The sequence below is a fragment of the Falsochrobactrum tianjinense genome, assembly GCF_019100495.1.
Classification (GTDB): Bacteria; Pseudomonadota; Alphaproteobacteria; order Rhizobiales; family Rhizobiaceae; genus Brucella; species Brucella tianjinense.
This window is the reverse complement of sequence record NZ_JAHRVA010000001.1, coordinates 137,554-161,473: the sequence shown is the minus strand read 5'-3', so window position 1 is coordinate 161,473 and position 23,920 is coordinate 137,554. Positions and strand designations below refer to the sequence as shown.

Sequence of the window (23,920 nt, the reverse complement as noted above, 5' to 3'; positions counted from 1 at the left end):
TTTAAAAGAGCTCCTCGCCCATGCAGGAAATGAAACTACAAGAACTCAAGAACAAGACGCCGGTCGAGCTTCTGGCTTTCGCCGAAACGCTTGAGGTCGAAAATGCGAGCGCTATGCGCAAGCAGGAACTGATGTTCGCGATCCTCAAGAAGCTTGCCGCGCAGGACGTCGAAATTATCGGCGAAGGTGTGGTTGAAGTGTTGCAGGATGGTTTTGGCTTCCTGCGCTCGGCGGATGCCAATTATCTGCCAGGCCCTGACGATATTTATATTTCTCCGTCGCAATTGCGCCGTTTCTCGCTGAAAACTGGCGATACGGTCGAAGGCCCTATTCGCGGCCCCAAGGAAGGGGAGCGTTATTTCGCGCTGCTCAAGGTCAATTCGATCAATTTTGAAGACCCGGAAAAAATCCGCCATAAGGTCCATTTCGACAATCTGACGCCGCTTTATCCGAATGAGCGCTTCAAAATGGAACTGGAAGTTCCGACCTCGAAGGATCTTTCTGCGCGTGTCATCGATCTGGTTGCGCCGCTTGGCAAGGGCCAGCGCGGGTTGATCGTGGCTCCACCGCGCACGGGTAAGACCGTTCTGTTGCAGAATATCGCCCATTCGATCACGGCCAATCATCCTGAATGCTATCTGATCGTGCTTCTGATCGACGAACGCCCGGAAGAAGTGACGGATATGCAGCGCTCGGTGAAAGGCGAAGTGATTTCCTCGACCTTTGACGAGCCGGCATCACGTCACGTTCAGGTGGCGGAAATGGTCATCGAAAAGGCCAAACGCCTGGTAGAGCATGGTCGTGATGTCGTCATTCTTCTCGACTCGATCACCCGCCTGGGCCGCGCCTATAATACGGTTGTGCCGTCATCGGGCAAGGTTCTGACCGGCGGTGTCGACGCCAACGCCTTGCAGCGCCCCAAGCGCTTCTTCGGTGCTGCACGCAATATCGAAGAAGGCGGATCGCTCACCATCATCGCGACCGCACTGATCGATACCGGATCGCGTATGGATGAAGTGATCTTTGAAGAATTCAAGGGCACCGGCAACTCCGAAATCGTGCTCGACCGCAAGGTGGCCGACAAGCGTATCTTCCCGTCCATGGATATTCTCAAGTCTGGGACGCGTAAGGAAGACCTGCTGGTTCCGCGCGCCGATCTTCAGAAAATCTTCGTGCTGCGCCGTATTCTTGCGCCGATGGGTACGACCGATGCGATCGAATTCCTCATCGACAAGCTCAAACAGACCAAGAGCAACAGCGAATTCTTCGATTCGATGAATACGTAATTCTGCTGAATTCCCGATCTATTCAAAAACGCCGCGTTGATAGTTCAACGCGGCGTTTTGTTTCAGGGGTTAATTTCCGGCAAGAAGAATTTTCAATGCCTGTGCATTTTCCACCGGCGACAGGCAGACCTGTCCTTTGCAAAGCCAGGCGGCTGGATTTTGGGTATGGGTGGTTCCTCCCGTCGGGAGTTCCACTGTCCGGCCCGGTTCAAACAGGATAATCTTATCTATCCGCCTCGGATCAGGGGTTTGATTCGCCAACGAAACAAGTTCTCCGCCTTTGTTTTCAGTGGCAATTACCAGTGAAAGCGGTTCGGCTGCGATGCGCGCTGCGTTCAATATGCCGATCTGGCCATATTGCTGCACAAGCGCGCGACCCAGCGCCTGCTCGATCAGTTTCTCGGTCTTGTGGTAAAGCTCCATAGTGCCTGTGGCGAGAAACAGGCGCGAAAAAGCTTCGATTATCTGGCTGGTGGCGCTGGGGATGGCCTCGTCATAATCGCCATAGCTATGCAGGATCACATCGTCGGCATCAAGTGCCGAGAGCCGGTAATTGCCTGATGCATCGCGATGGGCGTCATCCAGCGCGTTCTTATAGGCAATAGCATCATCGATGAAGGTTTTATCCGTGGTTGCTTCGTAAAGCGAAAGTGCGGCATTGATCATACCCGCATAGTCGGTCGAAAGCGCAGGATAGAGCAGGCTTTCGCCCATACGGCAATGAGCGATGCGGCCATCGTGAAATGTCGAAACTATAGAACGATAGGCGTGCAAAGCATAATCAATCCAGTCTGTGCGGCCAAAGCTCCGTCCGGCTTCGGCCAGCGCTCGGATAGCGAGCGCATTCCAGTCGGTCAAAGCTTTTTCGTCGCGACTGGGACGCACGCGTTTTTCGCGGTGATTAAGCAGAAGCGTTCTGGTGCTGGCAATGGAATCGGGAAACTCTGCCGGTTCCTGCACCGGCACCGCATGAAGCCGGTTGAGAATGTTTTTACCTTCCCAGTTACCCTCCTGCTTCGCTCCGTAATAGCTATTGAAAGCTTGCGCCTTATCGCCGAGAATCGCGTCAATCTCCGCTTTCGACCAGATATAGAATTTTCCTTCCTCGCCTTCGCTATCGGCATCGAGACTGGAAGCGAAACTTCCATCTGAAAGACGCAATTCCCGAACCATCCAGCCAATGGTCTCCTCGATTCGGATGCGAAACAAACTATCCTGAGTCTGGCCATAAGCCCAATTGGCATGACGGATCATTTGCGCATTGTCATAAAGCATTTTTTCGAAATGCGGCACCAGCCAGTCGGCATCCGTGCTGTAACGGCATAGTCCGCCACCCAGGTGATCATATATGCCGCCCTGCAACATGGTTTTCAGTGACTGAAGGAACATGTCGCGGTGCGCCGCATCGCCATTATAGAGCCAGGAGAGCCAGAGTGCGTCCATGAAGGGCACATTTGGGAATTTCGGTGCGCCGTCAATGCCGCCGCGAACAGGATCGAAGAGGCTGTGAATACGCGTTGCGATCTGGTTGAAATGTTCGATCTCGTTCTGGCCTGCCTTGCTTTGAGCTGCGAGCCGCGCTTCCAGATGGCTGAAAACCACCTCCGCATTATGGTTAATTTTCTCTTTATCCTTCTGCCAGAGATTATTGATGGCATGGAGCACATCGACAAATCCGGGTATGTTATGGCGTGAATGGCGCGGGAAATATGTGCCGCCCCAGAAGGGTTTGCCGTCAGGCCGCAGGAACATTGTGAGCGGCCAGCCTCCCTGCTGTCTCATCGCACCAAGCGCGGCCATATAAATCTGGTCGATATCTGGCCTTTCCTCACGATCCACTTTCACATTGATGAAGAGGTTGTTCATGACTGCTGCCACATCCTCATCCTCGAAAGATTCGTGGGCCATGACATGGCACCAGTGGCAGGCTGCATAGCCGATGGACAGCATGATCGGTCGATTGAGTTCCTGCGCTGCATCAAGCGCTTTGCGTCCCCAAGGCTGCCAATGGACAGGATTATCGGCATGCTGACGCAGATAGGCGCTTGGCTCATTGGCAAGGCGGTTACGGCTTAGATAGGTCATGAGCCTTTTCTTTCCTGTCCTGAATCAATATGCAGTCAAAGTGAGTATAGGATGAATATAGGACGATAAATCAAATGAGCGAGCGTGAGGCTTTTCACGATACCATATTTGCCCTGTCGAGTGGACGTTTACCATCGGGCGTTGCGGTGGTGCGCATATCCGGGCCGCAAGTTCGATTCGTACTCGAAACAATCATCGGCTCATCCATCCATGCACGTTTTGCGGCCTATAAGACATTCCGCTGCCGTAATGGCGATCCGATTGACCGTGGCCTTGCTCTGTATTTTCCGGGCCCGCACAGCTTTACCGGGGAGGATTGTGCGGAATTTCATCTGCATGGCGGTGTGGCGGTGGTTGAAAAGCTGTTAGAGGAGCTGCACGGCTTTCCTTATTGCCGGATAGCAGAAGCGGGTGAATTCACGCGTCGCGCTTTCACCAATGGGAAAATGGATCTGACTATTGCCGAAGGACTGGCCGATCTCATTGCCGCCGAGACGGAAGGCCAGCGCCGCCTTGCTTTGCAGGTGGCATCTGGCTCACAGCGCCAGCTTTATACGCAATGGCGACAACGTCTCGTGCGAGCACGCGCACTTATCGAAGCGGAGCTTGATTTTTCTGATGAAAGCGACGTGCCTGGTTCTGTGTCCGGGCAGGTATGGGATGAGCTAAAACTCCTTAAAGCGGAAATTTCCCGCCATATAGAAAGCGGAAAGCGGGCAGCGATGCTGCGTGACGGGCTGCATGTTGTCATTGCCGGCGCACCCAATGCCGGGAAATCCAGCTTGCTCAATTTTCTTGCCGGTCGCGAAGTTGCAATTATTTCGGAAGAAGCGGGTACGACGCGCGATCTTCTGGAAGTCAAACTCAATCTCGGCGGCATCCCGGTCTATGTTACGGATACGGCGGGCCTCCGCGAGGCAAGCAGCACAGTCGAAAAAATAGGAATTGAGCGCGCCCTTGAGCGCGCAGCCGAGGCTGATCTGGTTTTACTGCTGGAAGATATGCAGTTACCCATTACTGTCTCTCTCGATGAGGAGATCAGAGCGGAAATATGGACAATCGGAACGAAAAGAGACCTCGATAATAAGAGGGCAGGAGAATGGCAATATCGGATATCTACTAAAACTGGTGAGAGCCTCGATGAATTTCTTGAGGCACTACAGGTTTTCGCCGAAAACCGCATCGGGCAAATCAATGATGCCGTTCCCACGCGTCAACGCCACATCAACCTTCTGCAATCAACAATCTCGGAGATTGAGATAGCAGCTGAGCGCGATGATATGCCTTTGGAATTACGCGCCGAGAATATGCGCCGCGCCTCACAGTATCTGGGCCGCATCACCGGCGACGTCGACGTAGAAGAAATATTGGATGTTATCTTCTCGCAGTACTGTATAGGTAAATGATTCACGTGAAACACACGCCTAAAGGCGACTATCAATACCTGATTGTTTCACGTGAAACATCTGTGGAATCCGTTGTATGATATTGACTCCCTTTAGCATCCATGAGTCTACCCTTCATGGGATAGACACGCCTATCCAAGAGTTGATCTCTGCCCCATAGTTTTTCCTTCCGTTACGGGCATATTCGTGGCAAAGAGACGCTTTCAGAAACGGATTCGGATTGTATCAGGATGAACCCTCTAAGTTCTGCCGAAGCTATGGCCTATGACGTCATCGTCATCGGTGGCGGCCATGCTGGTTGTGAAGCGGCTGCAGCTGCGGCGCGCACTGGCGCGCGCACGGCCTTGCTGACGCATAGATTTGACACGATCGGCGTTATGTCCTGCAATCCGGCGATTGGCGGATTAGGGAAGGGGCATCTCGTTCGTGAGATCGATGCACTTGACGGTTTGATGGGCCGTGTAGCCGATAAAGCCGGCATCCAGTTTCGATTGCTTAATCGACGCAAAGGTCCTGCGGTCCGCGGACCTCGCACGCAGGCAGACCGCAAGCTTTATCGGCTCGCCATGCAGGAATTGATTGCCGAACAGGACAATCTCACCGTGGTTGAAGGAGGCGCAGCGGATATTTGCGTAACCGATGGGCGCATTACCGGTGTTGTTCTCGCAGACGGACGAGAGCTTGCCTGTGCATCCGTAGTTCTGACGACCGGCACATTCCTAAATGGCCTTATTCATATCGGAGAGAAGAAAATTCCGGCTGGCCGCATGGGCGAGAAGCCTGCCCTGGGCCTGTCTGATACGCTAAGGGTGCTGGGTTTTGCTGTTGGGCGTCTCAAAACCGGCACACCGCCCCGCCTGGATGGCCGTACCATCGATTGGCAAGGTCTGAATATGCAGTCAGCCGACGAAAATCCGATACCCTTCTCGCTTATGACGGATAAGATCACGACTCCGCAAATCAATTGCGGCATTACGCATACCAGCTTGAAGACCCATGACATCATCCGGGCAAATCTGCATCGCTCCGCGATGTATTCCGGTTCAATTGAAGGCATCGGGCCACGATACTGCCCCTCTGTGGAAGACAAGATCGTCAAATTTGCCGATCGAGATAGCCACCAGATTTTTCTGGAGCCGGAAGGGCTGGACGACGATACGATCTATCCCAACGGTATTTCCACGTCTTTGCCGGAAGATGTTCAGCTTGCTATTCTCAAGACTATCCCTGGCCTGGAGACGGCAGCCATGTTGCAGCCAGGTTATGCGATTGAGTATGATTTCATCGATCCGCGCGAATTGAAGCGCAGCCTGGAAACCCGCCGGATCATGGGCCTGTTTCTTGCCGGTCAGATCAATGGCACCACAGGTTATGAAGAAGCGGGTGCGCAAGGATTGCTTGCCGGGCTGAACGCGGCGCGACGGGCAGGGGGCAGTGAGCCGGTAATCATCCAGCGCACGGAAGCCTATATCGGTGTTATGGTTGATGACCTGACATCGCGTGGCGTCAGCGAACCTTATCGTATGTTTACGTCGCGTGCGGAATTTCGCCTGTCGCTGCGCGCTGATAATGCCGATCAGCGCCTGACGCCACTTGCCGATGAATGGGGTATATTGGGTAACGAACGCCGCGAGCGTTTTTCTGCGAGGCAAGGTGCGCTGGCAGCGGCTCGTGCGCTGAGTCAGGAATTGTCAATTACCCCCAATCTTGCGAGCCGCTACGATTTGCATCTCAATCATGACGGAGTTCGCCGCTCGGCTTATGAGCTTTTGTCCTACCCGAATATTGATCTGGGCCAGTTAGCCAATATCTGGCCAGAACTGGCGGGAATCGATCTGATGACACGCGAAGCGCTTGAAATCGAGGCACAATATGCCGTCTATATGGATCGCCAACAGAATGATATTGCGGTTATGGAGCGCGAGGAACGGTTGCTTATACCTGCGGCTCTAGATTTTGAGGCAATTTCTGGCCTGTCGAATGAGCTCAAGCAGAAGCTCCAGCAACGGCGACCGGAAACTATCGCGGAAGCGCAGAGGGTGGATGGAATGACACCGGCGGCGTTGGCGTTGCTGATTGCACAGATAAGAAAGCATGGTGCGCGCGAACGTGCTGTTGTAGAGCTTGCCGATAAGGGTGCCGCATGAGTGTGGATAGCCGGTTTGAAAGCTTGCGTTCCGTGGTTCCGTCTGTTTCACGTGAAACAACAGAGCGGCTGATTGCGTTCGAAGCGCTGTTCCATAAGTGGTCCAAAGCAATAAATCTGGCTTCGCCATCGACGCTGGTTGACCTGTGGAACCGCCATATTCTTGATAGCGCGCAGATTTTTCCGCTGGCGTCTCACGCCTCGCACTGGCTCGATCTCGGTTCTGGTGGAGGATTTCCGGGCATTGTGACGGCCTGTTTTCTGAAAGAAGTGTCGGGCGCATCAATTGATCTGGTTGAAAGCGCGGGCAAAAAGGCTGCTTTTTTGCGTACCGCAACCGGGCATCTGGACGTTCCTGCCCGTGTGCATTCAGCCCGCATCGAAGCGATGTGGGGTAAAATCGAGACACCAGAGATCGTGACTGCGCGCGCTCTGGCTTCGCTGAACGACCTTTTCAGGCTGGCAGAACCATGGCTGACTAGCGGTTCCAGAGCGCTTTTTCAAAAAGGTCGGGATTACCAGAGGGAAATCGATGAAAGCCGTGTCGGCTGGAGTTTTGATCTGGTACAACATCAAAGTGCCATTGATCCGGCTTCGGTCATACTCGAAATCAGCAATCTGCGGCGAGCGGCAGATTAGTAGCGGATAGATGGAAGAGAAGAGCAGGGCGACGGCAATGAACAAGAGATCCAGGATCATAACCATTGCAAACCAGAAGGGCGGCGTTGGCAAGACCACGACGGCCATCAATTTGGCCACTGCGCTCGCAGCCATTGGTGAGACTGTGCTGATCGTTGATCTCGATCCACAGGGCAACGCCAGTACGGGGCTGGGGATAGACCGACATGACCGCCCGCTTTCTTCTTATGATGTGTTGACGCAAGCCGCTTCCGTACCCGAAGCTGCAATGCGGACGGATGTTCCCAATCTGTTTATCGTGCCCTCTACCCTTGACCTGCTGGGAATTGAAATGGAAATCGCGCAAGCCGCGGACCGTACGCGGCGCTTGCGTGATGCTTTGCGCTTCGATTCAGCGGTTGCTGATCGCTTTTCCTATATTCTCGTCGACTGCCCGCCATCACTTAATTTGCTGACATTAAATGCGATGGCAGCAGCAGATTCAGTTATGGTGCCGTTGCAATGCGAATTCTTTGCGCTTGAAGGTCTGAGCCAGCTTTTGCAGACGGTTGATCAGGTACGCTCGACAATAAATCCCGATCTGACGATTCAAGGTATTGTGCTGACGATGTTCGACAGCCGTAATAACCTCGCATCGCAGGTGGTGGACGATGTGCGTGCTTTTATGGGCGAAAAAGTCTATCGTACCGTTATTCCGCGCAATGTGCGGGTGTCGGAAGCGCCGTCGCATGGCAAGCCAGCGATTTTGTACGACCTGAAATGCGCTGGCAGTCAGGCTTATTTGCAACTCGCATCGGAAGTGATCCAGCGCGAACGGCAGCTTAAGGCTGCATGAATCAAGGTATTGAGTTAGTATCTTGATCAATTCGTTAACGAAACAATTGCAGGAATTTGCCGAACTATGAACGACGATCCTTCAAAAAAACGCCTTGGCCGCGGCCTGGCTGCCCTCATTGGCGAAATCGACCGTCCGGCGGAAGAACATAAAGTTCCGATTTCAAGCGAGCGTAATGTTCCGATCGAGTTCGTAACACGCAATCCGCGCAACCCGCGCCGCATGTTTTCGGAAGTGGAGCTGGAAGACCTGGCGCAATCGATCCGTGAACATGGCGTGGTGCAGCCAATTGTCGTGCGGCCGGCACCCGGGCAGCCAGACCACTTCGAGCTGATCGCCGGTGAGCGCCGCTGGCGCGCGTCGCAGCGGGCGGGCGTGGATACGATTCCAGTTATCGTTCGCGATGTGGATGATCGCGTAGCGCTGGAAATTGCAATTATCGAAAACGTGCAGCGCGCCGACCTGAATGCTGTCGAAGAAGCGATGGGATATCAACAGCTTATCGATAATCACGAATATACGCAGAACGACCTCGCGCAGGTGATCGGCAAGAGTCGCAGCCATGTCGCCAACACTTTGCGTCTGCTGAAACTGCCGCAGCGTGTGCAGGATTTCATCTCCGATGGTGCCTTGTCCGCAGGTCATGCCCGCACTCTAATCACCATGGAGAACCCGACTGCTCTCGCCGAGCGCGTCGTTAAGGAAGGACTGTCGGTTCGGCAGGTGGAAGCTCTGTCACAGGCGGAGGCGCGCGGCGGTGCGGAGCCAAAGTCAGGCAAGAACGTTCCTGTTGAGAAAGATGCCGACACCAAAGCGCTTGAAAAGCTGCTTTCGGATGTAACGGGCATGAAGGTTGAGATAAATCACCGTGAACGGGGTGGAGATGTAAAGATTCGCTACAGTTCCCTGGAGCAACTTGACGAAATCTGCCGTCGATTGCAAAGCTAGTCTGTTTATAGATGCTTGAACAAAAAACCTCGTTGCTTAATTGCAATGAGGTTTTATTATTTACGCATGTTACGCGCCGCTTCTACAGCTATTGCCAACAGGCATTGGCGAATAATCGGAATGGCCAATGCTGCGTTCTGTCGGCTTTCCAGCACGGCGCGCTGAAGACGTTCCAGAACCCGCGTGAGGCTCTCTGCACTCCAGCGACTGACAGCATTCTCGATCAGTTTCTTGCGGTTGAAGAAAATCGGGGGCCGGGCACCTGCCACGACAGTAGAGGCGCTTTTGCGTTGCGTATCGGCGATATGGCGCAGAGCCTGGATCTGCTGGAACTGGCGCGTGGCGGTGTTGAGCAGCAAAAAAGGCGCGGTGCCGGATTTCACTATACGGTCAAACGAGACTTCAAAGCGGGGCAGATCGGCCAGCAGCACCGCATCGATCACCTCGTCGGTGGAGAGAGCAGCCACATCACCGACCGCTTCACGCACATCGTCAATGTCGATGCGTTGCTTGCCGCGCACATAGAGGCAGAGCTTTTCCAGCTCGCCGCGCGTGGCAAGCCGATCGCCTCCAAGGCTTGCTCGCAGCAATTGGCGTGCATCCATGGTGATCTGTAGTTTCCATTCGGTCAGAACGTCATCGATAACGCCATCAACGCCGCGCGCATCGTCAGTATAACAGGGCAGCGCCATTCCGGCGGGTGCATTCTCCACAGCACTGCGCAGGCCAGCACCCTTCTTGAGGTCGCCTGCCTCCACGAGAATATATGTTTCACGCGGTGGCTCTGCGGCAAGAAATTTTATCGCCTCGGCCAGCTTCTTCTGTCCGGCGGCGTTCTTGATCCAGATCAGCCGCTCGCCGCCAAACATCGATATGGTACGCGCTTCATCGGCGAGCCGGGAAGGGTCGGCGTCGATCTCATCGGCCTCCATACGGATGACCGCAAAAGGATCGTCCAGCGGCAATTGGGTGGCCTGCGCATAGCGGCGTGCACGTTCGTTCACCAGCCCCTTATCGGGGCCATAAAGCAATACGACCGGAAACGAACTGTTTGGCCGGTTGATAAATTGATCGACTTCGTGTGCTTTTTTCTGCGCCATGCAACGTAACTAGCGTAATTCGCTGCCAAACGAAACAGCCGCCAGCCTACTCTATCAACAGCGCATCGTCATCGAGCGTCTGGCCCCGTACTTTACGGAACATCTCGATCAGGTCCTCGACGCTGAGCGTCTTGCGCTTGTCGCCAGTGACATCGAGCACGATATTGCCTCCATGCAGCATGATGGTGCGGTCGCCATAATCGAGTGCCTGACGCATGGAATGCGTCACCATCAGCGCAGTCAGCTTGTTTTCCCTGATCAGATTGCGGGTCAGTTCCATGACGAATTCCGCCATGCCAGGATCAAGCGCTGCGGTGTGCTCATCAAGCAGCAGCACTTCCGAACCCGCCAGGGTCGCCATGACGAGCGAGAGCGCCTGGCGCTGACCGCCGGACAAAAGCTCCATGCGGTCCTGCATGCGGTTTTCAAGGCCGAGATTGAGGCTAGCGACGCGTTCGCGGAACTGCCCGCGGCGGGCAGAGCCAAGAGCTGCGCCAAGGCCGCGCTTCTTGCCGCGGGCGGCGGCAAGCGCAAGATTCTCCTCGATGGTCAGCGTTCCGCAGCTTCCAGCCAACGGGTCCTGAAACACGCGCGCGACAAGACCGGCGCGCTCGGCGGTCGGCTTGCGGGTAACGTTCTTGCCGTTAATGACCACCGTACCGGAGGTGGGAATAATATCGCCGGCGAGAACGCCAAGCACGGTCGATTTTCCCGCGCCGTTGGAGCCGATCACGGTGACGAAAGAACCCTGATCCATGGTCAGGTTGATCTGGCTCAGCGCCTGTTTTTGCAACGGCGTGCCGCGACCGAAAATGACATCGAGTTTGGATAATTCGATCATGCCGATGCTCCTCTGCGGCGCAGGCGCGGCAATATCAGGGCGATGGTGACGAGAAGCGCAGTCGCGATGTTGAGATCGGACGCTTGCAGCCCGACGATACTGCCGTTGGAAAGCGCAAGCTGAATGGCGATACGATAGATGATGGAGCCTGCGACGCAGCCGATCAGAATAACAAGGATAAGACGAGTGCGCAGCAGGGTTTCGCCGATGATGACGGCGGCAAGGCCGACGACAATGGTGCCGACGCCGGAGGTTACGTCGGCAAAGCCGTTGGTCTGGGCAAACAAGGCACCGCCAAGCGCAACAAGCGCGTTGGAGATCGCCATGCCGAGATAGATCTGGCGGTCGGTGCGCACACCCTGCGCGCGCGCCATTCGGGGATTGGCGCCGGTTGCGCGCATGGCAAGGCCCATATCGCTTTCAAGGAAGCGCCAGACGAGGAACACGGCGATAGCTACCAGTACGAACAGAAATGCCGGGCGCACATAATAGTCGGGAATGCCGTGGCCATAGAAGGGCGAGAGCATGGTATCCTGATTGATCAGCGCAATATTGGGGCGGCCCATGACGCGCAGATTGACCGAGAAAAGCGCGATCATGGTCAGGATGGATGCGAGAAGATTGAGAATTTTGAAGCGCACATTGAGCGTGGCGGTCACAAGTCCGGCTACAGCACCCGCCACCATGGCGATTGCCGCAGCAAGCCAGGCATTGAACCCGGCGAGGATCAGCACACCGGTTACAGCAGCGCCAAGCGGGAAAGAACCGTCAACGGTAAGGTCGGGGAAGTCGAGAATACGGAACGCCAGATAGACGCCGATGGCTACAAATGAGAAGACGAGGCCCAATTCGACCGCACCCCAAAAGGCGATCTGACTCACAACAACATTCCTTGTTCTTCGTCGCGCCCGATGGCAGCGCGCTCAATTTAACGTGACGGGATACAACCCAACCGTTTCCCCACGCAAGCTTTATCGCAAAAAGCCCTGCGATAAAGACGCTTCTGTGGAACTATTACAACATTCTGTTCCAGATGCGTTCAAACTTCGCCGCGTGCGCGCCATAACTCCCATGCGAAACGCGCGCGGACGCCGATATCGAGCAGTGGGCGCGGCGGAAGCTGGGTGGGGCTGCCGAGCTTGAGCATATCGGCAATCAGCGGATTATCGACGCCGCAGGCCATATCGGCTGCCAGCATTCCGCCGATCGTGCCTTTGGTGATGCCGACGCCATTCTGGCAGAGCGAGGTATACACATTTTTCGCGATGCGGCCAAAGCCAGGCGCGCTATTGCGCGAAAGGCAGATATAGCCCGTCCATGTGTATTGCATCTCCACTTGCGTCAACATTGGAAAACGCGCGTCAAAGAGGCGTTTATGCTCGTCCTTGATCATACGGCGGCGTTCGTCCGATTGCCGCAGCGACGGGCAGAAATGCACATTTTGCCGCACGAGGAAACGCCGGTCGGGCGTGAGTCGCATGGTAATGCCGGAAAAGGAGTTTGCCGGGGTCAGTCCCCAGGGTTCGACCTCACCCAAAGCCCGGTATTCAGCGTCGGTGAGTTGACGGCTGAGACTGGCATGAGCGGCGAAGTTGAGCAATTTCCTTTTGAAGAAGCCGAATTGCTCGCCAAAACCGTTGACCGTCAGGATCAGTTGCGGAGCCTGAACCGATCCGCTGTCGGTCGTCACTGTGATGCAGTCGCCATAATCCACGGCGACTACAGGCGTATTTTCATAAAGCGTGACATTTTCAGGAAGGTTGTCGGCAAGGCCGCGTACCAGCGCCGCAGGGTTGAGCAGGATCGTGCCATAGGTATAGATTGCCGCCTTGAAATGGCTCGTTCCGAGCCGTTTCGCCAGTTCACTGCCTTCATACCAGATGAAGGGCTCTTCCAGCCGTTCCATTTCGCCAAGGGTCGGTTCCAGAACTTCCCTGATGCCCTGATCGGAAACGGCGGCGTGAAACTTTCCATGCTTGTGCCAGTCGCAGGCAATGCCGTGCCGGTCGATCTGCTGTTGCAGGTAGTCGATGCCCGCGCGGGTAAGCGCGCGGTAGCTATGCGACTTTGCCAGTTCTTCCATGGAGGAGCTGACATTGTGGGGTAAATCGATGGCGAAGCCGGCATTGCGGCCCGATGTGCCTTCGCCCGCCTGCTGCGCATCCAGAAGGGCGATCCGGTCATTGGGGCGGTTCTCCGCAAGCCGGCGTGCTGCGGCAAGGCCCGCATAGCCAGCGCCGATCACCACCCAATCGGCCTTGATATCGTCCGCAAGCGCCAGTCCTGGCACGCGCGGGGGCAAAATATGGCTCCAGCCATTGGTGTTGTCATCGGCGGGAAGAGTGCGGATTCTGGTCATTCTCGATCTACTTACTCAAATTGAAAAGGGCGGGAGTTTACCCCCGCCCTGCCATTTTGATCGTAATCAGCGATCAGTCGATCTTGCTGGTAGCGCGGTCGATGACGGCCTGCGGGAATTCCACGCCCATCTTCTTGGCGGCGCTCAGATTGATGACGAGATCGGTTCCCTTGGCGATTTCAACCGGAATATCGCCGGGTTTCTCGCCGTTAAGAATCTTGACGACCACGGCGCCGGTCTGCTTGCCGACGTCATAATAGTTGAAACCAAGGGCAGCCAGGGCGCCGCGTTTGACGGAATCTGTGTCGGCAGTAAAGAGTGGCAGCTTGCTTTCCTCGGCAACGCCGACCGCACTTTCAAGCGCGGAAACAATGGTGTTGTCGGTCGGCACATACATGGCGTCGGCGCGGCCAACGAGCGCGCGCGCGGCTCCCTGAACTTCCGCCGACTTGGTGGCGGCCGATTCGACGATTTCGATGCCTTCGGCGGAAGCGGCTTCCTTCAGCGCCTCCAGCAGCGAGACCGAATTGGTTTCACCCGAGTTATAGAGATAGCCGAGTTTCTTGATGTCCGGCATCACTTCCTTGATGAGCTTGATATGCTCGGCCACTGGCGACATGTCGGAAATGCCGGTCACATTGCCGCCAGGATTTTTCATGCTCTTGACGAGCTGTGCGCCGACCGGATCAGAAACGGCGGTGAAGACGATCGGAATGTCGCGGGTGGCGGAAACCACTGCCTGCGCCGATGGCGTCGAGATCGGCACGATCACGTCCGGGCTATCGCCCACGAACTGGCGGGCGATCTGCGCTGCGGTCGCCGGATTGCCCTGTGCGGACTGATAGACGAATTTGAGGCCTTCGCCTTCCTTGAAGCCAGCTTCACCCAGCGCATCCTTTACGCCGTCACGAGCCGCGTCAAGCGCAGGATGTTCGACAATGGCAGTAACCATGACGGTTACGTCCCTGGCGTGCGCCGATGTGGCGATGGCCGTTGCGGCCAGCAAGGCCAGAAGCATGGAACGCATGAAGATCTCCCCTGTTTTAATGCGTCTTGTGTCGGCATATGCCCATATTCAACAAGTCGGAGCCGGTGTATGAATCCGCCTATTTCGAGGCTTAATCTTGTCCGAATAGGCTGTCAACGTATCGTAGCTGCCTCCCTATCTCCTGCCAGATGAAAAACATGCGGGGTTCATTCCATGAACACAGTGTTCAGTGCGCTTTCAAACACTATGCGCTGTCGCCATATTCTGAGAAAACGCCTCTACGGGCCCATATCCAAGGAATTTCGTCATGAAGAAGATCGGCTTTCTTTCATTCGGCCATTGGTCGCCGTCTCCGCAATCAGGAACCCGGTCCGCAGGTGACGCGCTGTTGCAATCGATAGATCTGGCTGTTGCGGCTGAAGAGCTTGGCGCGGACGGAGCCTATTTCCGCGTGCACCACTTTGCCCGTCAGCTTGCTTCGCCCTTTCCGCTGCTGGCGGCGGTCGGCGCGAGGACCAGCAAGATCGAGATCGGCACCGCCGTCATCGATATGCGTTATGAAAACCCGTTTTACATGGTGGAAGATGCCGGTGCAGCCGATCTGATTTCGCAAGGGCGGCTTCAGCTTGGCATCAGCCGCGGCTCGCCAGAGCAGGTCATCGATGGCTGGCGCTATTTCGGTTATAAGCCAGCGGAGGGAGAAACAGATACCGACATGGCCCGCAAACGGGGCGAGGCATTTTTTGAAATGCTGAAAGGTCAGGGCTTTGCCCAACCCAATCCGCGCCCGATGTTTCCCAATCCTCCCGGCCTGCTGCGTATCGAGCCGCATTCAGAAGGTCTTCGAGATCGTATCTGGTGGGGCGCTGCATCGGATGCCACGGCTATCTGGGCTGCGAAGCTTGGCATGAATCTGCAAAGCTCGACCTTGAAGAATGACGAAACGGGTGAGCCGTTCCATGTGCAGCAGGCAGCGCAGATCCGCGCCTATCGCGAAGCATGGAAAGAGGCAGGGCATACGCGGACGCCGCGCGTTTCAGTAAGCCGCAGCATCTTCGCGCTGGTTGATGACCGGGATCGCGCCTATTTCGGCGGTAGCAGGGAGCAGGATTCGGTGGGGTACATCGATGAAAGTACGCGCGCGATTTTCGGGCGCTCTTATGCCGCCGAGCCGGAACAGCTCATCAAGGAACTGGGGCAGGATGAGGCCATTGCCGAAGCCGATACGCTGTTATTGACCGTGCCGAACCAGTTGGGCGTCGATTATAATGCGCATGTCATCGAGGCGATCATCAAGCACGTAGCGCCCGCCCTGGGCTGGCGCTGAAACAAGGACCAGAGCGGTTCCAGTTTTAATTGAAACACCGAACCGCTCTCTCTCTATTTGTTTTCACTCATACTTTTTGCATCTAAGCAGAATTCATTTACCCAAATCGACTGGCAATGAGTTGGGGGTAAAGGCGTCATTATTGGGCCACATTATATTTCAAAATAACCTGTGTTGCCAAGAGGGTCAGCGCATTATGTATAAGAACCTCTGGTACGAATATTTAATAAGTCAACTTATTACTTTAAGAAGTAATTTCTATTATTGGGTGTCTTATGAAGAGAATAATTTTATCATTTTTATTGCTAACAACATTTAGCGTTGGTGCATTTGCTGTTGAACCTGAGAATATTGAGACTGCTAAATGTGCGGATGCCAGAGCAATGGAACAATACGCGTGTAGTAGAGTATCCGACTTTCAATCACTGGCAGCCTGTATGGGTTCAAAAATTGCAGTGAAGATTGCTTGCGGTTGACCTGATCCGTTGCCCCGTGCCGAACCAGCTGGGTGTCGATTACATGCTCATGTCATTGAATCGATCCTGAAACAGGTCGCCCCGGCTCTCATCTGGCGCTGAAAAAAGACAGGCGGTTTAGACCCTAAACCGCCTGTTTCCTATTCTATTCCATAGACCGCCATCAGCCGTTTCATGCGGGTGATGGCGAGGTCGGGTTTGTCCAGCACGTTTGCCTTGTCGGCCAGGCGGAAAATATCCGCATAATGCACCATGCCGCGCGCCGATTGCATCCCGCCAGGCATGGTGAAATGGCTTTGGTGGCCATTGAGCCAGGCGAGAAACACCACGCCTGCCTTGTAATATTGGGTCGGCGCTTCAAAAATCTTGCGTGAAAGCGGCACTGTCGGCGCGATGATCGCGCGGAAGCGTTCCTTATCGCCCTTTGCAAGAGCCGCCAGCGCATTGGAAGCCTGCGGGGCGACCGCATCGAAAATGCCCAAGAGCGCATGGCTGTGCTTGTTGCCATCGCCTTCGATCAGGGGCGCATAGTTGAAATCGTCGCCCGTGAAACAAAGCACGCCTTCGGGCAGGCGATCACGCAGCGCGATCTCATAACGTTCTTCCAGCAGCGAAATTTTTATCCCCTCAACTTTGTCGCGATTGGCTTCGATGATGCTGATCACCGTATCGAGCGCCTGCTCGAAGTTTTGCGCTCCCCAATAGCCGTGCAATTGCGGGTCGAACATATCGCCCAGCCAGTGCAGCACGACCTTTTCGCGCGCTTGGCTGAGGATATGGCCGTAAACTTTCGCATAATCGTCAGGCGATTTCGCGATGCGGGCAAGGGCGCGGCTGGCCATCAGGATGAAGCGCCCGCCGTGATTTTCAACGAATTCCGCCTGCGTTTCATAGGCTTTGATGACGTCATCAAGGCTTTTCGCATCGGCAGGATCAAGGTGGTCGGTGCCAGCGCCGCAGGCGAGATCAGCCCCGGCAACGGTTCTGCTTTCGGCCAGCGAGCGGCGGATCAGTTCCTGCGCGCCGGTCCAGTCCAGTCCCATGCCGCGCTGTGAGGTGTCCATCGCTTCCGCGACCTTGAAGCCAAGCTCCCACAAATGATGGCGGAAGGCCATTGTGGCATCCCAATCGATGGCGGTGCTGTTCCACGGGGCGGCATCCCTGCGTGGATCGGAAACCACATGGGCTGCAGCATAGGCGATGCGGCTGAATTGCGGAATTTGCTGCGGACGTCCGGTGGGAGTGCCGCTTAAACGATAGGGTTTCGCACTGCCATCTGCTTGAGGCAGTACCAGCATGGAATCGGACAGTTCGCTCATCATGTTCCTCCGCATAGCTGGGGCTTATTTAAATTAGAACGTTCCAAATGGCAAGAGAAGCTGAGATTTCAGGCGAAAACGGAAGGATATCCTCACTGTTTTTGCTGATTTCATTGAAATCATGGTGCATTTTGCTGCCTGCTTTCGAGATATTGACAAATTTGGAACGTTCCAATTAAACTGTGCTATGCAGTTGGGAGATTTGGATGAGCAGGGACAGGATCACGGTGATCGATATTGCGCAGGAGGCGGGCGTGTCGAAGTCGACCGTTTCGCTGGTGCTGCGCGGCAGTCCGCTGGTCCATGCCGAAACCCGCGAACGGGTGCAGCAGGCAATCGAAAAACTCGGCTATGTCTATAATCGCTCGGCGGCCAATCTGCGCCAGTCCAATTCCAAAATCATTGGCCTTGTGGTCAACGATCTCACCAACGGCTTTTTTGCCGAACTGGCGGTGGGGGTGGATCGGGTCATGCAGTCTGCGGGTTACGTGCAGTTTCTCGCCAATACGGCGGAAAGCATAGACCGGCAGCGCGAAGTGGTGGCCTCGATGCGTGAGCACGGCATTGCCGGGCTGATTATCTCGCCAGCGCGGGGCACCGAGGCCAGCGATCTCAAGCCGCTGGCCAAAAGCGGCCTGCCGGTGGTGCAGATGGTGCGCGATGTGCCCGGTTCCGGTGTTTCGTCCATCGTGTCCGACAATCGCGGCGGGGTGGCGAAAGCGGTCGAGCATCTGGTCGCTTTGGGACATCGGGCAATCTCCTTCATGGGGGGTTATGCCGATACGGCGGTGTTTTCCGAGCGCGTTGCAGGCTATCGCGCGGGGCTGGAGCAGGCGGGAATTCTTTTTGCTGATGCACTGGTCTTTAATTCCGCGCCTTCGCGAGCGGGCGGTGTCGAGGCAGTGGAGCGTATGCTGCTTGGCGGGGCAAAGCCGACGGCGACCGTATGCTTCAATGATGCGGTGGCTTTTGGTGTTTGCGACGGGTTGCGCGCCGCAAATCTTGAACCGGGGCGGGATTTCGGCGTGGTCGGGTTCGACGATGTGATCGAGGCGAAGTCCGCTGTTCCGGCGCTGACGACGGTTTCGGTCGATCCGCAGGGCATGGGCGAACGGGCGGCGCAGCTTTTGCTCAAACAGATCAATTCGGAACGGGTGGAGGCAGAAGCGCAGCGGCTTTCGGTGCGCCTTGCGGTGCGCGCAAGCTGCGGTGCGCCGTTCCGGACAAAACGGGAGGAAGTGGCATGAGCAGATGGGGTTTGATCGGCGCAAGCACGATTGCAAGGGAATGGGTGATCGGGGCGATCCGCGCCACCGGTGGCGAGGTCGTTTCCGTTTACAGCACCAATGCCGAACGCGGTGAAAATTACGCTCGTGAGAACAGCATTGCGCGCTCGGTGACGAGCCTCGATGCGCTGCTGGCGGACCCGGAAATCGACGCGGTTTATATTTCCACCACCAATGAGCTGCATCGCCGCCAAGCGATTGCGGCGGCGAAAGCGGGCAAGCATATTCTGTGCGAAAAGCCGCTGGCGCTGACGCTTGGTGATGCGAAAGCCATGCTCAAAGCCGTGCAGGAGGCGGCTGTCGTGGCTGGCACCAACCATCATCTGCGCAATGCTGCGAGCCATCGGGCCATGCGCGATGCGGTGCGTGACGGCAGGATCGGCAAGGTACTGGGCGCGCGGGTGTTTCATGCGGTCTATCTGCCGCCGCATCTGCAAGGCTGGCGCATCGAGCGCCGCGATGCGGGCGGCGGGGTCATCCTCGATATAACCGTGCATGATGCCGACACGCTGCGCTTCGTGCTGGGCGAAGACCCGGTGGAGGCGGTGGCTTTCAGCCAGCAGGGGGGCTTGAGCGGCGAGGGGCTGGAAGATGGCGTGATGGGTGTGCTGCGCTTTCCGTCCGGGGCGATGGCGCAGTTCCATGACGGCTTCACGACGAAATATGCCGAAACCGGATTTGAGGTGCATGGCAGCGAAGGCTCGCTGATCGCGCGCAATGTCATGACGCAAAGGCCGGTGGGAAGCGTGATCCTGCGCGACAGCGAGGGCGAGCGCGAATTGCCGCTCGACCAGTATAATCTTTATGAAACATCCCTGCGGGCTTTCCATGACGCCATTGCCGGAAAGGGCCAGCCATCGGCGACGCTGGAAGATGGCATCTGGTCGCTGGCGACCGGCCTTGCCGTCGCAGAAGCCGCCAAGAGCGGCAGCGCAACTCCGATCCAACCTGGAATTTAAAGCTATGAGCAAGCATATCACTCCGGCAGAAGCCGCGGCACTTATTCCCGACAACGCTGTCGTTTCGGTTTCGTCATCGAGCGGCCTTGGCTGTCCCGATCTGATGCTGAAAGCCATCGGCGCGCGTTTCGATGAAAGCGGCCATCCGCAGAACATCACCACGCTGCATCCGATTGCCGCCGGTGATATGAGCGGTATCAAGGGGGTCGATTATATCGCCAAAAAGGGGCTTCTGAAAAAGATCGTCGCCGGTTCCTATCCGTCCGGCCCTTCCAGCGCCGAGCCGCCGCTGATCTGGCAGATGATCAGCAATAATGAGATCCCGGCCTATAATGTGCCTTCCGGCATCATGTTCGACATGCATCGCGAGGCAGCGGCCAAGCGCCCCGGCGTGCTGACCAAGATCGGCATGGATACATTTGTCGATCCCGCACAGCAGGGCTGCGCGATGAATGATCTGGCGGCTAAGGAACCGCTGGTCGAGAAGGTGAATTTTGCCGGTGAAGACTGGCTTTACTTCCCCAATATCGTGCCGCAGGTGGCCATCATAAGGGCTACGACCGCCGATGAGCGCGGCAATCTCACCTATGAGCATGAGGGGGCTTATCTGGGCGGTCTCGATCAGGCGCTGGCTGCACGCAACAATGGCGGCATCGTGATTGCGCAGGTCAAGCGCATTGCCAAGGCAGGAACGCTGAAGCCGCATGATGTGCGCGTGCCGGGCACGCTGGTCGATTATGTCGTGGTGGATCCGGAGCAGAAGCAGACGACACAGACGCTTTACGATCCGGCCATTTCCGGCGAGATCATCCGTCCGCTCGATACGTTCCGGCTGGCTGAATTCAACATTCAAAAGGCAATCGCGCGCCGCGTGGCGCAGGAGCTGGAAGCGGGCAGTGCGGTCAACTTAGGTTTTGGCATTTCGGCCAATGTGCCGCGTATCCTGCTCGAGGAAGGGCTGCACGGCACGGTAACATGGGTCATCGAACAGGGGGCTGTCGGCGGCGTGCCGCTGCTCGACTTCGCCTTTGGCTGCGCCTCGAATGCGGATGGCTATATGCCCTCGCCCTATCAGTTCACCTATTTTCAGGGCGCGGGCTTCGATGCCTCGCTGCTCTCTTTCCTTGAAATCGGGCGCGATGGTTCGGTCAACGTGTCGAAACTTTCCTTCCGTCCGCATGTGACGGCAGGAGTGGGCGGCTTTGCCGATATTACCGCGCGCGCGAAAAAGATCGTGTTCTCGGGCATGTTCAATGCGGGAGCGAAGCTTGCGGTGGCCGATGGCAAGCTTATGATCGAGAAGGAAGGCAAGCTCAAAAAGCTCGTCAACAGGGTGGAGCACGTCACTTTCTCCGGTCCGCGCAGCGTCGCACAGGGACAGGACATTACCTATGTCACCGAGCGCTGCGTCATGAAGCTGACACCGGAAGGGATCGTGCTGACCGAGATTGCGCCGGGCGTCGATCTGCAAACGCATATTCTCGACCAGTCGGAATTCCCGCTGATCGTATCGGACAAGCTCAAGGTGATGGATGCGGCGCTGTTTGGCGAAGAGCCGATCGGGCTGAAACTGCCGCAGAAGCCTGCGCGAAAGCTGGAGGCGTAAATGTCGGGACGGATAGAGATTGTGGTCGAAAACCATATTGCGGTGATGACCATCAGACGGCCAGAGAAGCTCAATGCTTTCGATATCGAAATGCTGCACGAATTGTCTGCCGCCTGCGACCGGGTGGAAGCGGACCAGAGCGTGCGCGTTGCCATCCTCACCGGCGAAGGCAAGGCATTTTCGGCTGGCGGCGACATCAAGGCTTGGGGCGGCATGGAAGCGGCGGAATTCGGCCATGCATGGGTGCGCTATGGCCATCGCGTTTTCGAGCGGCTCGCGACTTTGCGGATGCCGCTGATTGCCGCCATGAACGGTCATGCGCTGGGCGGTGGGCTGGAACTGGCAGGTAGCGCCGATATTCGCATCGCCGAGCGGCAGGCAAAGATCGGCTTGCCGGAAACTTCGCTGGGCATGATTCCGGGCTGGTCGGGCACGCAGCGTCTGGTGCGCCGCTTCGGCGCGCAGATCGTGCGGCGCATGGTGCTGGGCGGCGAGATGTTCACGGCTGAGGAAGCGCTTTCTCACGGGCTGGTTGATGCTGTTGCCGATACGGGCAAAGCATTGGAAGCTGCAAAGGATTATGCCGCGCGGGTGGTCAGACGCGGACCGGCGGCGCTGGAAGTTTCCAAATTGATGCTGTCCGTCGCCAATGGTGAGGATAATGGCACCGCTGTCGAGGCGCTCGGCTCCATTCTCGTGGCCAAGACCGGCGACCTGAAGGAAGGCGTGCGCTCTTTCAGCGAAAAGCGCGAAGCGAAGTTTAAGGGAGAATGGTGATGAGTGTTATTGTCAAACCGCAGCCGCTGGCGGGGCTGGAAATCCGCGAATTCTCCATGCTGATCGACGGCGAACGGGTGGCTGCTGCAAGCGGCGAGACAATCGAGCGTGTGGCCCCCGGCCATGGCGTCACCGTCAGCCGCTATCCGGCGGGCGGCAAGGCTGATGCGGAGCGCGCAATTGCGAGCGCCCGCAAGGCTTTTGACGATGGCCGCTGGGTCTCGAAAACCGCGTCGCAGCGTTCACTCATATTGCTCAAGGCCGCCGATCTGATCGAGGCGCGGGCGGAGGAGCTGGCCTATCTTGATGCGATTGAAGCCGGCAAACCAATCGCGCAGGTGCGCGGTGAAATTGCCGGGGCGGTCGATATTTGGCGCTATGCGGCGGCATTGGCCCGCGACCTGCATGGCGAGAGCTACAACACGCTGGGCGATGGCACGCTGGGCGTGGTTCTGCGCGAAGCCATCGGCGTCGTTTCCATCATCACACCATGGAATTTCCCGTTCCTGATCGTCAGCCAGAAGCTGCCTTTTGCGCTGGCTGCGGGCTGTACGGCGGTGGTGAAGCCTTCCGAGCTTACTTCCGGTTCGACGCTGGTTCTGGGTGAAATTCTCACCGAGGCCGGGGTGCCTGATGGCGTGGTCAATATCATCACCGGCACCGGCGCGGATGTGGGCCAGCATATGAGCACCCACAGCCAGGTCGATATGGTGTCTTTTACCGGCTCGACCGGGGTCGGCAGGCTGACCATGTCCAATGCCGCGCAGACGCTGAAGAAAGTGTCGCTGGAGCTTGGCGGCAAGAACCCGCAAATCGTTTTCCCCGATGCCAATCTGGATGAGTTCATCGATGCCGCCGTATTCGGCGCGTGGTTCAATGCAGGCGAATGCTGCAATGCCGGGTCGCGCCTGATCGTGCATCATTCGATTGTCGACGAGGTTGTGGCGCGCATTGCCGATCTGTCGAAAAAGGTCGTGATCGGCGACCCGCTCAATGATCAGACGCAGGTCGGTGCGATCATCTCGCCGCAGCATCTTGGCAAAATCGGCGCCTATGTCGATGAGGCGGAAAAGGCTGGCGCGGCGCTGGCGCATGGCGGCGAAGTGCTGGATCTCGGGATGGGCCAATATATGGGGCCGACCGTGCTTGTGGGCGTGAAGCCGGATATGGCGGTGGCGCGTGAAGAAGTGTTCGGGCCGGTCTTGTCGGTTCTGTCTTTCGACACGCTGGATGAGGCGATTTCCATTGCCAATGCAGTCGATTACGGCCTTTCGGCAGGCGTGTGGAGCCGCGATTTCGACACATGCATGAGCATCGGGCGCAAGGTGCGCGCAGGCACGATCTGGATGAACACCTTTATGGACGGCACACCGGAACTGCCTTTCGGCGGCTATCGCCAGTCGGGCCTGGGGCGCGAACTGGGGCGTCATGCGGTGGAGGATTATACCGAGACCAAGACGCTCAACATGCATATAGGCCCACGCAGCGGATGGTGGATGCCCTCTGAAAAGTTGCAAAAGGCAAAATAGGAGCGACG

At 56.6% G+C, this 23,920-nt stretch carries 19 protein-coding genes; 12 read left to right on the top strand and 7 right to left on the bottom strand.

Annotated elements, in window-relative coordinates:
- The first annotated feature begins 20 nt into the window (after window positions 1–20).
- Entirely contained in the window at window positions 21–1,286 is a 1,266-nt protein-coding gene (rho, locus tag KUG47_RS00785; RefSeq protein WP_217676066.1) for a transcription termination factor Rho, read from the top strand.
- A gap of 69 nt (window positions 1,287–1,355) precedes the next feature.
- Here the strand turns inward: rho and KUG47_RS00780 are convergent, their stop codons facing one another.
- A complete protein-coding gene (locus KUG47_RS00780) occupies window positions 1,356–3,371 on the bottom strand; it encodes a thioredoxin domain-containing protein (protein ID WP_217676065.1) in 2,016 nt (671 codons plus the stop codon).
- A gap of 74 nt (window positions 3,372–3,445) precedes the next feature.
- Between KUG47_RS00780 and mnmE the strand changes: the two genes are divergently transcribed.
- The 5 genes from mnmE (at window position 3,446) to KUG47_RS00755 (ending at window position 9,345) form a co-directional block, all read left to right on the top strand.
- Window positions 3,446–4,777 (top strand): tRNA uridine-5-carboxymethylaminomethyl(34) synthesis GTPase MnmE, encoded by a 1,332-nt coding sequence (gene mnmE, locus KUG47_RS00775; protein ID WP_217676064.1) that lies wholly within the window; start codon window positions 3,446–3,448, stop codon window positions 4,775–4,777.
- A 230-nt stretch (window positions 4,778–5,007) separates the two neighbouring features.
- Entirely contained in the window at window positions 5,008–6,924 is a 1,917-nt protein-coding gene (gene mnmG, locus KUG47_RS00770) for a tRNA uridine-5-carboxymethylaminomethyl(34) synthesis enzyme MnmG (protein ID WP_217676063.1), read from the top strand.
- Complete coding sequence (rsmG, locus tag KUG47_RS00765) at window positions 6,921–7,562, top strand: 16S rRNA (guanine(527)-N(7))-methyltransferase RsmG (RefSeq protein ID WP_217676062.1); 642 nt, start codon at window positions 6,921–6,923, stop codon at window positions 7,560–7,562. The genes mnmG and rsmG overlap by 4 nt, the downstream gene beginning before the upstream one ends.
- A gap of 37 nt (window positions 7,563–7,599) precedes the next feature.
- The gene (locus KUG47_RS00760; protein WP_217676061.1) at window positions 7,600–8,397 is read left to right on the top strand and encodes a ParA family protein; all 798 of its coding nucleotides are present in this window, start codon (window positions 7,600–7,602) and stop codon (window positions 8,395–8,397) included.
- A gap of 66 nt (window positions 8,398–8,463) precedes the next feature.
- Window positions 8,464–9,345: a ParB/RepB/Spo0J family partition protein gene (locus KUG47_RS00755; protein ID WP_217676060.1), complete on the top strand. Its 882-nt coding sequence runs from the start codon at window positions 8,464–8,466 to the stop codon at window positions 9,343–9,345.
- A 56-nt stretch (window positions 9,346–9,401) separates the two neighbouring features.
- On the opposite strand, the gene holA is transcribed toward KUG47_RS00755, so the two are convergent.
- The 5 genes from holA to KUG47_RS00730 form a co-directional block, all read right to left on the bottom strand.
- The gene (gene holA, locus KUG47_RS00750; RefSeq protein WP_217676059.1) at window positions 9,402–10,445 is read right to left on the bottom strand and encodes a DNA polymerase III subunit delta; all 1,044 of its coding nucleotides are present in this window, start codon (window positions 10,443–10,445) and stop codon (window positions 9,402–9,404) included.
- A 46-nt stretch (window positions 10,446–10,491) separates the two neighbouring features.
- Window positions 10,492–11,286, bottom strand: coding sequence for an ABC transporter ATP-binding protein (locus KUG47_RS00745; RefSeq protein ID WP_217676058.1), 795 nt, complete (start codon window positions 11,284–11,286; stop codon window positions 10,492–10,494).
- Complete coding sequence (locus KUG47_RS00740; RefSeq protein WP_217676057.1) at window positions 11,283–12,167, bottom strand: ABC transporter permease; 885 nt, start codon at window positions 12,165–12,167, stop codon at window positions 11,283–11,285. The genes KUG47_RS00745 and KUG47_RS00740 overlap by 4 nt, the downstream gene beginning before the upstream one ends.
- 158 nt (window positions 12,168–12,325) lie before the next feature.
- The gene (locus KUG47_RS00735) at window positions 12,326–13,645 is read right to left on the bottom strand and encodes an NAD(P)/FAD-dependent oxidoreductase (protein WP_217676054.1); all 1,320 of its coding nucleotides are present in this window, start codon (window positions 13,643–13,645) and stop codon (window positions 12,326–12,328) included.
- Between the two features lie 73 nt (window positions 13,646–13,718).
- Window positions 13,719–14,672: an ABC transporter substrate-binding protein gene (locus tag KUG47_RS00730; RefSeq protein WP_217676052.1), complete on the bottom strand. Its 954-nt coding sequence runs from the start codon at window positions 14,670–14,672 to the stop codon at window positions 13,719–13,721.
- Between the two features lie 268 nt (window positions 14,673–14,940).
- Here KUG47_RS00730 and KUG47_RS00725 point away from each other — a divergent pair, with 268 nt between their 5' ends.
- Window positions 14,941–15,960, top strand: coding sequence for an LLM class flavin-dependent oxidoreductase (locus KUG47_RS00725; RefSeq protein WP_217676050.1), 1,020 nt, complete (start codon window positions 14,941–14,943; stop codon window positions 15,958–15,960).
- Between the two features lie 616 nt (window positions 15,961–16,576).
- Here KUG47_RS00725 and KUG47_RS00720 read toward each other — a convergent pair.
- The gene (locus tag KUG47_RS00720; RefSeq protein ID WP_422718054.1) at window positions 16,577–17,746 is read right to left on the bottom strand and encodes a dihydrodipicolinate synthase family protein; all 1,170 of its coding nucleotides are present in this window, start codon (window positions 17,744–17,746) and stop codon (window positions 16,577–16,579) included.
- A gap of 215 nt (window positions 17,747–17,961) precedes the next feature.
- On the opposite strand from KUG47_RS00720, the gene KUG47_RS00715 reads away from it, so the two are divergent.
- The 5 genes from KUG47_RS00715 to KUG47_RS00695 are packed head-to-tail and all read left to right on the top strand — an operon-like array spanning window position 17,962 to window position 23,912.
- The gene (locus KUG47_RS00715) at window positions 17,962–19,002 is read left to right on the top strand and encodes a LacI family DNA-binding transcriptional regulator (RefSeq protein WP_217676049.1); all 1,041 of its coding nucleotides are present in this window, start codon (window positions 17,962–17,964) and stop codon (window positions 19,000–19,002) included.
- Entirely contained in the window at window positions 18,999–20,000 is a 1,002-nt protein-coding gene (locus KUG47_RS00710) for a Gfo/Idh/MocA family protein (protein WP_217676048.1), read from the top strand. Before KUG47_RS00715 ends, KUG47_RS00710 begins: the two co-directional genes overlap by 4 nt.
- Window positions 20,001–20,004: 4 nt before the next feature.
- Window positions 20,005–21,606: an acyl CoA:acetate/3-ketoacid CoA transferase gene (locus tag KUG47_RS00705; RefSeq protein WP_217676047.1), complete on the top strand. Its 1,602-nt coding sequence runs from the start codon at window positions 20,005–20,007 to the stop codon at window positions 21,604–21,606.
- On the top strand, window positions 21,607–22,383 hold the full coding sequence (locus KUG47_RS00700; RefSeq protein ID WP_217676045.1) for an enoyl-CoA hydratase/isomerase family protein: 777 nt from the start codon (window positions 21,607–21,609) through the stop codon (window positions 22,381–22,383).
- On the top strand, window positions 22,377–23,912 hold the full coding sequence (locus KUG47_RS00695; RefSeq protein WP_217676043.1) for an aldehyde dehydrogenase family protein: 1,536 nt from the start codon (window positions 22,377–22,379) through the stop codon (window positions 23,910–23,912). Before KUG47_RS00700 ends, KUG47_RS00695 begins: the two co-directional genes overlap by 7 nt.
- The last annotated feature ends 8 nt before the right edge of the window (window positions 23,913–23,920 follow it).

Coding starts and splice junctions, on each gene's coding strand:
- KUG47_RS00780 (WP_217676065.1), bottom strand. CDS start 3,371: ATGACCTATCTAAGCCGTAACCGCCTTGCCAATGAGCCAAGCGCCTAT.
- KUG47_RS00755 (WP_217676060.1), top strand. CDS start 8,464: ATGAACGACGATCCTTCAAAAAAACGCCTTGGCCGCGGCCTGGCTGCC.
- KUG47_RS00725 (WP_217676050.1), top strand. CDS start 14,941: ATGAAGAAGATCGGCTTTCTTTCATTCGGCCATTGGTCGCCGTCTCCG.
- KUG47_RS00715 (WP_217676049.1), top strand. CDS start 17,962: ATGAGCAGGGACAGGATCACGGTGATCGATATTGCGCAGGAGGCGGGC.
- KUG47_RS00745 (WP_217676058.1), bottom strand. CDS start 11,286: ATGATCGAATTATCCAAACTCGATGTCATTTTCGGTCGCGGCACGCCG.
- KUG47_RS00760 (WP_217676061.1), top strand. CDS start 7,600: ATGAACAAGAGATCCAGGATCATAACCATTGCAAACCAGAAGGGCGGC.
- KUG47_RS00700 (WP_217676045.1), top strand. CDS start 21,607: ATGTCGGGACGGATAGAGATTGTGGTCGAAAACCATATTGCGGTGATG.
- rsmG (WP_217676062.1), top strand. CDS start 6,921: ATGAGTGTGGATAGCCGGTTTGAAAGCTTGCGTTCCGTGGTTCCGTCT.
- holA (WP_217676059.1), bottom strand. CDS start 10,445: ATGGCGCAGAAAAAAGCACACGAAGTCGATCAATTTATCAACCGGCCA.
- mnmE (WP_217676064.1), top strand. CDS start 3,446: ATGAGCGAGCGTGAGGCTTTTCACGATACCATATTTGCCCTGTCGAGT.
- KUG47_RS00730 (WP_217676052.1), bottom strand. CDS start 14,672: ATGCGTTCCATGCTTCTGGCCTTGCTGGCCGCAACGGCCATCGCCACA.
- KUG47_RS00735 (WP_217676054.1), bottom strand. CDS start 13,645: ATGACCAGAATCCGCACTCTTCCCGCCGATGACAACACCAATGGCTGG.
- rho (WP_217676066.1), top strand. CDS start 21: ATGCAGGAAATGAAACTACAAGAACTCAAGAACAAGACGCCGGTCGAG.
- KUG47_RS00695 (WP_217676043.1), top strand. CDS start 22,377: ATGGTGATGAGTGTTATTGTCAAACCGCAGCCGCTGGCGGGGCTGGAA.
- mnmG (WP_217676063.1), top strand. CDS start 5,008: ATGAACCCTCTAAGTTCTGCCGAAGCTATGGCCTATGACGTCATCGTC.
- KUG47_RS00710 (WP_217676048.1), top strand. CDS start 18,999: ATGAGCAGATGGGGTTTGATCGGCGCAAGCACGATTGCAAGGGAATGG.
- KUG47_RS00705 (WP_217676047.1), top strand. CDS start 20,005: ATGAGCAAGCATATCACTCCGGCAGAAGCCGCGGCACTTATTCCCGAC.